The following is an 11,003-nucleotide window of genomic DNA, read 5'->3' on the forward strand; positions in this document are numbered from 1 at the left end:
CACCTACACCTAAGAAAATTAATGGTGGAAATATTCCTAATTCATCACCTAAAAATAGATAATTTAATAAACCACCCGTTGTTTCCGTACTTATATATGCAGATGTCCCTTCCTTCAGTGCATCTACACCTTCAGGTGATATAAGTTGTATTTTAGAAACTGCTTCATTCATAACTCCTGATAATGGAAGGTTTGATAATAACATACCAAATGCTATTGGAATTAATAATAATGGTTCAAATCCTTTAGCAATGGCTAAATATAGTAATAAACATGATATAAGTATCATTACCCCTTGTTGCCATGTCATATTGACAATTCCCATTGTTTGTATAAAATCTATTATAACCTCTCCCACGGGTTTTTCCCCCTTCTATCTGTATTTATAATTATCCTATTGTAACTAACGGATCTCCTGAACTTACAGAAGCACCTTTAGTAACGTTTACTTCTCTTACTGTACCGTCAGCTGGAGCTAGTATTTCATTTTCCATCTTCATAGCTTCTAATATTAATAAAATATCGCCCTTAGCAACACTTTGACCTACACTTACTTTCACATCACTTATAGTTCCTGGCATTGGTGCTGATACACTTCCACTTCCCCCTACAGGACCAGATGGAGCTTTCTTTGGAGCTGCTTTTTTTACAGCTGGTTGAGGAGCAGCTTGTGCTTGTGGTCTTGCAATATTTTCTACACTAGCCCCTAATTCTTCAACTTGAACCTCATAAGAATTTCCATTTACCACTATATTGTAATTTTTTATCATTATTAGTACCCCCTATTTTATACCTCTATATTATGTGTTTTTTCCCAGTTACTTTGAATATTATTTGTTCTGCTTATTCTTTTTACAACTATATTTTTATTCCCAGAAGCTGCAAGTGCAGCTGTTATTACTGCAACTAACTCATCATTATCTTCTGAGCTTACTTCTTCTAAAACTTCTTTATTTTCATCAACCTTTATCTCTGCCACTTTACTTTTCTTATCTTCTGGAGCTGCATTTACTACTCTTATAATCATAGCTATCAAAACTAATACTATAAACACAACTACCATAGATAATAATGTTGTAGCACATCCTGCTAAAAGACGTTCACCCATTGGCATTGATGCTGCATCTACTTTTAACGATTCTAGTAATTGACTTATACTCATTATCTATCACCTTCCTATAGAGGTATATTTCCATGTTTCTTAAATGGTCTGCTTTCTCTCTTTGATGACAACATATCTAGAGCATCAGCTATTCTTATCCTACTTACTTCTGGCTCTATAACATCATCTATATAACCTCTTTCAGCTGCCTTGTATGGTGTTGCAAACTCATTTGTATACTCTTTAATTTTTTGTGCTCTCATTTTAGCTGGATCCGTTGCTTCTTTTATATCTTTTTTGAAGACTATATTTGCTGCACCACTTGGCCCCATAACAGCAACTTCGGCAGTTGGCCATGCTAATACAACATCTGCCCCTAAGTCTTTAGAACACATTGCTAAATAAGATCCTCCATAAGCCTTTCTTGTTATCAATGTAATTTTAGGAACAGTAGCTTCACTATACGCATAAAGCATTTTTGCACCATGTCTAATTATTCCGCCATATTCTTGCTCTGTACCTGGTAAGAATCCTGGTACATCTACTAAACTAAGTATTGGAATATTGAAAGCATCACAAGTTCTTATAAATCTTGCTGCTTTATCTGATGCATTTATGTCTAAACTACCTGCCATAGCACTTGGTTGATTTGCTATTATACCTATACTTTCACCATTTATTCTTGCAAATCCTGTTATTATATTTTTTGCAAAGAAAGGTTGAATTTCATAGAAATCACCTTCATCTATTATTTCATAAATAATATCTTTCATATCGTATGCCTTATTTGAACCATCAGGAATAATAGTATTTAATTTATCTAATACTACATTCGGAGAGTCATTTGTTTCAACTAACGGTGTCTTTTCAGCATTGTTAGATGGTAAGAAACTTAACAATCTTTTAATTTGTTCTATACAGTCTTCATCGTTTTGAGCTATGAAATGAGCTACACCTGAAGTTGTATTATGAGTTGATGCTCCACCTAATTCTTCTGCAGTTACTTCTTCACCTGTAACTGTTTTTATAACCTGTGGTCCTGTTATGAACATTTGACTTGTTTGGTCTACCATATATATAAAATCTGTTAAAGCTGGTGAATAAACTGCTCCACCTGCACAAGGTCCCATTATTGCAGATATTTGAGGTATAACACCTGATGCAACTGTATTTTTAAAGAATATTCCACCATATCCAGCAAGAGCATCTACTGCTTCTTGTATTCTAGCTCCACCTGAATCATTAAGCCCTACTATTGGAGCTCCCATTTTTATTGCTAAATCCATTACTTTTACTATTTTCTTAGCATGCATTTCTCCTAATGATCCACCAAGAACTGTGAAATCTTGAGCATATGCATAAACTAATCTTCCATTAACCTTTCCATATCCACATACTACACCTTCACCTGGGGCTGCTTGTTTTTCCATTCCAAAATTTGTGCATCTATGTTTTACAAAAGCATCAACTTCAACAAAAGTATTTTCATCGAATAATAAATTTAATCTTTCTCTTGCTGTCAATTTGCCTGATTTATGTTGTTTTTCGATTCTTTTTTCTCCACCACCAATTTCTATGGCCTCTCTAGTTTTTTTAAGCAAGTTTAATTTTTCAACAGACATCTGTATCCCTCCAAGACTTATTTTCTTTCACTTAGTTCTAATAACATTCCACTTGTACTTTTCGGATGGCAAAATGCTATACTAGCATTTCCTGCACCATATCTTGGTTTTTCATCGATCATTCTATATCCCTTTTCTTTAATTTCTGCTATAGCTTCTTCTATATTATCAACTCTTAAAGCAACGTGTTGTATTCCTCCTCTTCCACCATTTTTTTGAATGAATTTAGCTATAGGTCCATCTTCAGTTGTAGATTCTAAGAATTCTAATTCAGCTTCACCTACTGGTAAAAATCCAACTTTAACTTGTTGATCTTCAACAATCTCAGTTCCTTGACATTTTAATCCAAGTACATCTTCAAAGAATTTTAAAGCTTCCTCTAAATTAACTACAGCTATACCTATGTGATCAACATTTTTTACATTCATTTTAAATCCCCCTTATTTTATAATACTTTCAAAAATTTTCTCTCCAATTGTATATGGATCAGTCTCCTTAGTTATTGTCTTAGCTAGCAATGTATCAACATCTTTAGTTGACTCTATTTCATTCACTTTCTTTTCAATTCTTCTATGAACAATTTCTTTAACTTCTAATTTATTTCTATTTAATCTTCGATTGTAAATCTCTTTGCTATCATAAAGGTATTGTCTATGTTTTGTTATATTTTCAAAAGCAGCTTCTACCCCTTCTCCACTTTCTGATATAACTAAGCTTACTGGAGGTCTGAAATCCCAATCATGTTTAAAATCAAGCATCATCTCAATTTCTATGGATGTTTTTTTAGCTCCATCTTTATCAGCCTTATTTACTACAAATACATCTGCGATTTCCATTACACCAGCTTTTATAGCTTGAATATCGTCGCCAAGACCTGGCACCATAACCATTATAGTTGTATCTGCTGTTTTAACTATATCAACTTCTGATTGACCAACACCTACAGTTTCTATAAATATATAATCGCATCCATATGCATCAAGTACTTTGATAGCTGCTTGAGTAGCATTTGATAGTCCACCTAAACTACCTCTAGTTCCCATAGAACGTATAAATACACCTCTATCTGTATTTAAATCATTCATTCTAATTCTATCTCCAAGTATTGCCCCTTTTGTAAAAGGACTTGTTGGATCTATAGCAATTACACCAACTTTTTTTCCTTTTTCTCTTAATAATTTAACTACTTTATCAGTGAATGTAGATTTCCCTGCACCGGGAGGCCCTGTTATTCCAATAACATAAGCCTTCCCAGTATATTTGTATATTTGTTTTAGGAAATCTTCATATCCATCAACTTCGTTTTCAATCATTGTAATAAGTCTTGCACATGCTCTTTTATTACCTTTAAGAAGTTCTTCTACGAGATTTTCCATAACACTCTCCCCTAATCATTTAGTGCTAATTTTTTTAAGTTTTCTTTTATGAAATCAATAGTCACAGATGTTGGAGTTCCAGGAGTAAATATTTCTGCTACTCCTTTTTCTTTTAAATATGGTATGTCTTCTTCTGGTATAACACCTCCGCCTATAACTAATATTTCATCATAAGCATCTTCTTCTTTTAATAAGTCAACTACTTTTGGAAGTAAGTGATTGTGAGCTCCAGATAAAATACTCATGGCTACTACATCAACATCTTCCTGTATAGCCGCCTGAACTATTTGTTCTGGCGTTTGTCTAAGACCTGTATATATAACTTCCATACCTGCATCTCTAAGTGCTCTAGCTATAACCTTAGCACCTCTGTCATGTCCATCAAGACCCGGCTTTGCAACTAATACTCTAATAGGTTTCATCGTATTTCCCCCTCAAAACATCTATTTTAATTTCTTTAATTTTTATATCATTACAGTTTGTTTATATTCACCAAACTCTTCTCTCATAACCCCACATACTTCTCCTAATGTAGCATAACTTTCTACTGCATCTAAAATAAATGGCATAATATTTTCATTACTATTACATGCTTTTCTTAATGCCTCTAAAGTTTCTTTTACTTTTTCGTTGTCCCTTCTTTCTTTAAGGGCATCTATTTTGCCTTTTTGTCTTACACCTACTTCAGGATCTACTCTTAATAGGCCTTTTGGTGCTTCTTCTTCAACTTGGAATTTATTTACACCAACTATTATTTTTTCATTTCCTTCTATTTCTTTTTGATATTTATAAGCACTATCCATTATTTCTTGTTGTATAAATCCTTTTTCTATTGCTGATGGTGCTCCACCTAATTCATCTATTTTACCTATTAATTCTAAAGCTTCTTTTTCTATCTTATTTGTCAAGCTTTCAACATAATAAGATCCTGCAAGTGGGTCTATAGTATCAGCTGCTCCACTTTCATATCCTACAATTTGTTGAGTTCTCAATGCTACTCTAACGGAATCTTCTGTTGGTAAAGCTAAAGCCTCATCCTTAGAGTTAGTATGAAGGGATTGAGTTCCACCAAGTACAGCTGCTAAAGTTTGTATTGCAACTCTTACTATATTATTTTCTGGTTGTTGAGCTGTTAAAGTACAACCTGCTGTTTGTGTATGGAATTTAAGTGCCCATGATTTTGGATTTTCAGCTTTAAATCTATTTTTCATTATATTAGCCCATATTCTTCTTGCTGCTCTAAATTTAGCAACTTCTTCAAATAGATTATTATGTGCATTGAAGAAAAATGATAATCTTGGTGCAAAATCATCAATATGAAGTCCTGCTTCAAGAGCTGCATTTACATAAGCAATACCATCAGCTAAAGTAAATGCCACTTCCTCAACTGCATTTGCTCCAGCTTCCCTTATGTGGTAACCTGAAATACTTATAGTGTTCCACTTTGGAACATTTTTTGAACAGTAATCAAATATATCAGTTATAAGTCTCATAGATGGTTTAACAGGGAATATATATGTTCCTCTTGCTACATATTCTTTCAATATATCATTTTGAATTGTTCCTCTTAATTTATCAGGTGTTACACCTTGTTTTTTAGCAACAGCTATATACATAGCTAATAAAACTGAAGCTGGTGCATTTATAGTCATTGATGTTGATACCTTATCTAGTGGTATTCCATCAAATAAAATTTCCATATCTGCTAGAGAGTCTATTGCAACTCCAACTTTACCTACTTCCCCTTCTGCTATTGCATCATCTGAGTCATATCCCATTTGAGTTGGTAGGTCAAATGCAACAGATAATCCCATCGAACCTTGATCTATTAGGAATTTATATCTTTGGTTAGATTCTTCTGCTGTTGCAAAACCAGCGTACATTCTCATTGTCCATAACTTTCCTCTATACATAGTTGGTTGAACACCTCTTGTATATGGGAATTGTCCTGGATATCCTAAATCATTTTCATAATCTACTTCTACATCAAGAGGAGTATACAATCTTTGTACTGCCTCTCCTGTATCAAATTTGAATTCTTCTTTTCTTTCTGGGAATCTAGCTAAACTTTTTTTAACTTTTACTTCCTCCCACTTTTCAAAAGACTCTTTAATATTTTTATTTTCCATAGAATTTCCCCCTATATAGTAATGTACATTTATTTGTTTGCCCTATTTAACAATATTCTTATTCTTCAATATCTTTTAATTATTATTATTATTAGACAAAGATTTTTATTATCATCGACATTATACTATCCTTCTATTTTTAATCAGCTTCCTCCAAAGCAACTTTTTTCATATTCCCTGTTTTTAAGAATCTTTCATGCCAAGAAAGCGCCTCTTCTAATACATGAGGTGTGTGTTTAAATTTTCCTTCTTGAGCTTTGTTAAAGTAATCCCATAAAGCCTCTTTATAATCTGGATGTGCACAGTTTTCGATTATACACTTAGCTCTTTCTTTTGGCGATAATCCTCTCAAATCTGCTACACCTTGCTCTGTTACTATAACCATTACATCATGCTCTGTATGGTCATGATGACTTACCATTGGCACTATGCTTGAAATAGCCCCTCCTTTTGCTATAGATTCAGTAGTAAATATAGTTAAGTATCCATTTCTAGCAAAATCACCAGAACCTCCTATACCGTTCATCATTCTACTTCCCATAATATTTGTAGAATTCACATTTCCATATATATCTACTTCTATAGCTGTATTTATAGCTATAACTCCTAATCTTCTTGCAACCTCTGGACTATTACTTATTTCTTGTGGTCTAAGAATTATTTGATCTTTGTACTCGCTAAAGTGCTCATAAAAATCATCTAATCTATCTGGTGATATTGTAAGAGATGTTCCAGAAGCAAATTTAACCTTTCCAGATTTAATTAAATCAATTACTGAATCTTGTATTACTTCTGAATAAACTACTAAGTCTTCAAAATTAGAATTTTCTAATCCTGCTAAAACCGCATTTGCCACACTCCCCACACCTGATTGTAAAGGAAGTAAATTCTTTGGTAATCTATTTTCTTTAACTTCATTTTCTAAGAAAGCAATCATATTTTGGGCCATTTTATTTGATACATCATCGACAGGTGACACTACTCTAGTTTTATCTTTCAAATCAGTAAAAACTATTGCTGCAATTTTATCTAAATCACATTTTATATAAGGTACACCAATTCTATCTTCTGGATGAACTAAAGGTATAGGCTCTCTTTCTGGTGGATTTTTTAAGTCATAAATATCGTGTATTCCTTCTAATTCAATTGGTTGAGAAACATTAATTTCTACTATTACTTTATCTGCTACTTCTACAAATACATTTGAATTGCCAACTGATGTAGATGGTATTATATAACCTTCCTCAGTAATACTAACAGCCTCAATTAAAGCTATGTCCATTTTTCCTAAAAATCCATATTTAACATATTGAGGTGCATGACTTAAGTGCATATCACAATACTGAACACTATCATCATTTATTGCATTTCTCATTGCCCCAGTCGTTTGATATGGATATCTTCTTTTTACTACTTTTGATTTTGTTAATGCTTCATCTAGTTCTGGCCCAACCGATGCCCCTGTTATTATTGTTAAACCTATTTTTTCCCCCGCATCTGCCCTTTTTGCAATTTCAAGCGGTATTGCTTTTGGATACCCAGCAGGAGTAAATCCACTAGTTCCCACAATCATATTATCTTCAAATAACATTGCTGCTTCTTTTGGAGTCATTACCTTATCTTTCAATTTCTCACATCTTAACCTTTCCATAAGTATCCCCCTAAATATTATTTATATAAATACTACATAGGCAGTTTGTGCAATATTATTGTAAATATAACCATTCCTAAAAGCGCAAATGGATAGGTTGCACCATATCCTGCTGCTGGATCATCACTTCCTGCAGCTTCTATTGCAGCTCCAAGACCTGGTGTAGAAGTCATGCCTCCGCATATTGCACCAGATAGCATTAACCAATTAATTTTAAATACATATCTTCCTAATAAGAATCCTATCATCATACCTACTACTCCAACTACTAAGGATATTAATGCTAAAATTGCTCCAGACCCAACTAATGCATCTATTGCTTTGTATCCATATCTTAGTCCTACTATAGCAAGGAAGAAAGCTAAAGATACATCTCTAATTATTCCTAATATTTTTCCATCCATTCTAAAACTAATCTTACCTATCTTACCTATATAACCTACTATTAATGATCCAATTAATACTCCACCTGTAGAACCTAAACTAAAATAGCCTATAAAAGGTAAGTAAATATTTATATTTCCTATCAAATAACCAAAAATACATGCTATTGTAAAACCTACCATATCAAATTTTGTTTCTGGTATTTCTTTACCTTTAGAAGCTTTCTTAGCCTCTTCCAATTCCTTTCTATATTGAAGTCTCTCTTTTGCGACGTCAATTTTGAATATAGATGGGAAGAAATTAACAGCCAATATTACTATAAATACACCAAATGGATATCCTATAGCATGACCTGCTCCTATACTTGCTTCTGCATTTGTAATGAATTGCTGCTTTATTCCATCTGTTAATTTGAATGTATTTACGTCTTTAGGTATGTCTTTTTCATCAACTCCAGCCATTTGTAAAAACTTAACTTTTTCTTCATCAGTCATAGTTTCATAATGCACTGTTTTATCTGTTGCATGCCCTCTGGCTGTTTCTATTGCTGCTGCAAGTCCTGGTGAGCTTGTCAATGCGCCAGTATAAACACCTGATACTTCATAAGTATTTGCATCTTTACTAAACCAAGTTGCTATATAAGTTGTAGCTGCACTTGAAAACGTTATTATAAGTCCTAAAATAACAAATTTCGCTCCATACTTTCTTAGTACAACCCCCATATCTTTAGCTGCTAGTAAGCCTACTGCTGCAACAAATAGAATTAAAAATATGTCAAAGAATTCGCTAGGTATAACTCCACAGTCTAATAAGCTCTGTGCTGATTCATATGCTCCACCATTTTCTGGTATACCTGATGCATATTTAAATGCAACCCATCCAATAAGAAGTCCTGTAAATAAGGCTCCTGATATACCAAAGCTAAATTTACCAAACTTAACCTTTCCAAAAAGAAGCCCTGTAATAATAGCTAAGAACATCAATATATATGGGCTAAAAAAAACACTAGCAAAATCAAATCGCATACCTTTCCCCCTTACAATATTTATTTTTTTTATTAATTGATTTATATAAATTGTAGTTTTTTTATCAGGAATTGTATAATATATATTTATATATATGTCTTATATACTTTTAGATATAAAGTAGTAAAGGAGTTGATTTGATGGAGTTATTGCACTTAAAATATTTTTTGACAGTTGCAAGAACTGAACATATGACTAATGCTGCTAATGAACTTAGAATATCACAACCTTCTCTCAGTAAAATCATCCATAATCTAGAAAATGAGTTAGATGTAAAACTATTTGATAGGAAAGGAAAATCTATTATTTTAAATGATGCAGGGAAATATTTTTATGAAAAGGTAGATGAAGCTATGACGATTTTAGATAATTCACTATGTGAAATAAAAGGAGTTGAATCTATTGAAAAAAATAGAAAAATCAAATTTTTATCTCTTACTGCATCATCCATTGTTACAGATATATTAATAGAATTTAAGTCTGCTCATCCTAACATTCCATTAGAACTTACACAATCACTAAGTAATACAAATACTGATTTTAGTAAATATGATTTATGTTTATATTCTACTAATATAACTGACATCAATCCAAACTCTATTTGTTTACTTGAAGAAGAAATATTGCTAGGAGTTTCAACTAAACACCCATTATCACAGAAAAATTCTATATATTTATCTGAAGCAAAAAATGAAAATTTTATAGCATTAGGACAAGGCGCCTTAAAAAACTCGATTTATGATTTTTGTAAATCAGCTGGATTTAAACCTAATATAACCTTTGAAAGTACAAATAATGCATTAGTAAGAGATTTAATCGCTTTTGGTCAAGGTATTGGTTTTATACCTAAAATTTCATGGAAACTTAATAATTATAAAGGAATTAAATTTTTACATATAAAGAAACCTATTTGTAAACGCTCCATCTATCTTTATTCAAAATATGGTAATGATACCCCACAAAATATTCAACTATTTAAAGATTTTATAATTAATCATTTCGAAAATATACATCAATAATATTGACCTTTTTATTTAACATGAATTTGTTATTTCTTAAATTAATATATTTAAATAACTATCTCCTATTTTACCTACAATCTATATGTTATTAGAAATTTAAATTATATTACTAAATTTTAGTATATATAATATCTTTATAGTATTTGTAATCATAAATTCCAGCACTTACTTAAATATAACAATCTGAAAATTTACTCAATTCTCAAAAATAATTATTAATTAAGTTCTAATCATTAAATATTTTTATTTATTATTAATTATTTAATACTTTATGAAATATTAGTTATTATAACGTTTATTTAATTAGAAATTAAATCTTTATAAATAGGAGTGATATAAGATAATGATATTATCAAATAAGGATGAAGTACTAAGAAAAGTTCTAAGAAGTTATGAAGGATACTTCGATATAGAGGAATGTAACGATCAAAATATTCCTCTTGTTGCAAAATGTAAATTTCATGTTCATAACAAAAAATATGTTCTTATAAAAAAAGCTACTCTATGGGAAGCTGATGCAAATGAATATGTTTATATTTTCAAGATTGAGAATTTAACTAAAGAGATTTTTAATAAATGTAAAGATTATGCATATAATTATGGTATGAAATTAATTGATCCTAAACCAGGTCACATGTACTCTTATATTACAACTGTTTTTATATGTGATTCCTGTGAAAAAGAAGCAGAGA

12 protein-coding genes are annotated in these 11,003 nt (G+C 31.7%); 2 read left to right on the top strand and 10 right to left on the bottom strand.

Features of this window, described 5'->3' with window-relative positions; all coding sequences use genetic code 11:
* The 10 genes from J7G74_RS10470 to J7G74_RS10515 all read right to left on the bottom strand — a co-directional run.
* Positions 1-358, bottom strand: a 358-nt coding sequence (locus tag J7G74_RS10470; RefSeq protein ID WP_297135003.1) for a sodium ion-translocating decarboxylase subunit beta, incomplete at its 3' end; no start/stop codon positions are given.
* A gap of 31 nt (positions 359-389) precedes the next feature.
* Positions 390-770, bottom strand: coding sequence for a biotin/lipoyl-containing protein (locus J7G74_RS10475; protein ID WP_330616518.1), 381 nt, complete (start codon positions 768-770; stop codon positions 390-392).
* Positions 771-787: 17 nt separating this feature from the next.
* Entirely contained in the window at positions 788-1,162 is a 375-nt protein-coding gene (locus tag J7G74_RS10480; protein ID WP_297135009.1) for an OadG family protein, read from the bottom strand.
* Positions 1,163-1,176: 14 nt separating this feature from the next.
* Positions 1,177-2,724 (bottom strand): methylmalonyl-CoA decarboxylase subunit alpha, encoded by a 1,548-nt coding sequence (gene mmdA, locus J7G74_RS10485; protein ID WP_297135011.1) that lies wholly within the window; start codon positions 2,722-2,724, stop codon positions 1,177-1,179.
* 17 nt (positions 2,725-2,741) lie between these two features.
* A complete protein-coding gene (gene mce / locus J7G74_RS10490; RefSeq protein ID WP_297135013.1) occupies positions 2,742-3,152 on the bottom strand; it encodes a methylmalonyl-CoA epimerase in 411 nt (136 codons plus the stop codon).
* Positions 3,153-3,164: 12 nt separating this feature from the next.
* Positions 3,165-4,100, bottom strand: coding sequence for a methylmalonyl Co-A mutase-associated GTPase MeaB (gene meaB, locus J7G74_RS10495; RefSeq protein WP_297135015.1), 936 nt, complete (start codon positions 4,098-4,100; stop codon positions 3,165-3,167).
* A gap of 11 nt (positions 4,101-4,111) precedes the next feature.
* Positions 4,112-4,522 carry a cobalamin B12-binding domain-containing protein gene (locus J7G74_RS10500; RefSeq protein ID WP_297135017.1) on the bottom strand — a complete coding sequence of 137 codons (411 nt, stop codon included), beginning with the start codon at positions 4,520-4,522 and terminating at the stop codon, positions 4,112-4,114.
* A 42-nt stretch (positions 4,523-4,564) separates the two neighbouring features.
* Positions 4,565-6,229: an acyl-CoA mutase large subunit family protein gene (locus J7G74_RS10505; RefSeq protein ID WP_297135020.1), complete on the bottom strand. Its 1,665-nt coding sequence runs from the start codon at positions 6,227-6,229 to the stop codon at positions 4,565-4,567.
* A 139-nt stretch (positions 6,230-6,368) separates the two neighbouring features.
* A complete protein-coding gene (locus J7G74_RS10510; RefSeq protein WP_297135023.1) occupies positions 6,369-7,880 on the bottom strand; it encodes an acetyl-CoA hydrolase/transferase family protein in 1,512 nt (503 codons plus the stop codon).
* Between the two features lie 32 nt (positions 7,881-7,912).
* Positions 7,913-9,289 (bottom strand): hypothetical protein, encoded by a 1,377-nt coding sequence (locus tag J7G74_RS10515; protein ID WP_297135025.1) that lies wholly within the window; start codon positions 9,287-9,289, stop codon positions 7,913-7,915.
* A 140-nt stretch (positions 9,290-9,429) separates the two neighbouring features.
* Between J7G74_RS10515 and J7G74_RS10520 the strand changes: the two genes are divergently transcribed.
* Entirely contained in the window at positions 9,430-10,308 is an 879-nt protein-coding gene (locus J7G74_RS10520; protein WP_297135027.1) for a LysR family transcriptional regulator, read from the top strand.
* Positions 10,309-10,654: 346 nt separating this feature from the next.
* A partial coding sequence (locus J7G74_RS10525) for a hypothetical protein (RefSeq protein WP_330616520.1) occupies positions 10,655-11,003 on the top strand: 349 nt, incomplete at its 3' end.

It is taken from the genome of Terrisporobacter sp. (genome assembly GCF_017888745.1).
Classification (GTDB): domain Bacteria; phylum Bacillota; class Clostridia; order Peptostreptococcales; family Peptostreptococcaceae; genus Terrisporobacter.

Excerpts from the sequence above, each read along its gene's own strand:
- J7G74_RS10475 (WP_330616518.1), bottom strand. The coding sequence starts at position 770 with ATGATAAAAAATTACAATATAGTGGTAAATGGAAATTCTTATGAGGTT.
- J7G74_RS10480 (WP_297135009.1), bottom strand. The coding sequence starts at position 1,162 with ATGAGTATAAGTCAATTACTAGAATCGTTAAAAGTAGATGCAGCATCA.
- mmdA (WP_297135011.1), bottom strand. The coding sequence starts at position 2,724 with ATGTCTGTTGAAAAATTAAACTTGCTTAAAAAAACTAGAGAGGCCATA.
- mce (WP_297135013.1), bottom strand. The coding sequence starts at position 3,152 with ATGAATGTAAAAAATGTTGATCACATAGGTATAGCTGTAGTTAATTTA.
- meaB (WP_297135015.1), bottom strand. The coding sequence starts at position 4,100 with ATGGAAAATCTCGTAGAAGAACTTCTTAAAGGTAATAAAAGAGCATGT.
- J7G74_RS10500 (WP_297135017.1), bottom strand. The coding sequence starts at position 4,522 with ATGAAACCTATTAGAGTATTAGTTGCAAAGCCGGGTCTTGATGGACAT.
- J7G74_RS10505 (WP_297135020.1), bottom strand. The coding sequence starts at position 6,229 with ATGGAAAATAAAAATATTAAAGAGTCTTTTGAAAAGTGGGAGGAAGTA.
- J7G74_RS10510 (WP_297135023.1), bottom strand. The coding sequence starts at position 7,880 with ATGGAAAGGTTAAGATGTGAGAAATTGAAAGATAAGGTAATGACTCCA.
- J7G74_RS10515 (WP_297135025.1), bottom strand. The coding sequence starts at position 9,289 with ATGCGATTTGATTTTGCTAGTGTTTTTTTTAGCCCATATATATTGATG.
- J7G74_RS10520 (WP_297135027.1), top strand. The coding sequence starts at position 9,430 with ATGGAGTTATTGCACTTAAAATATTTTTTGACAGTTGCAAGAACTGAA.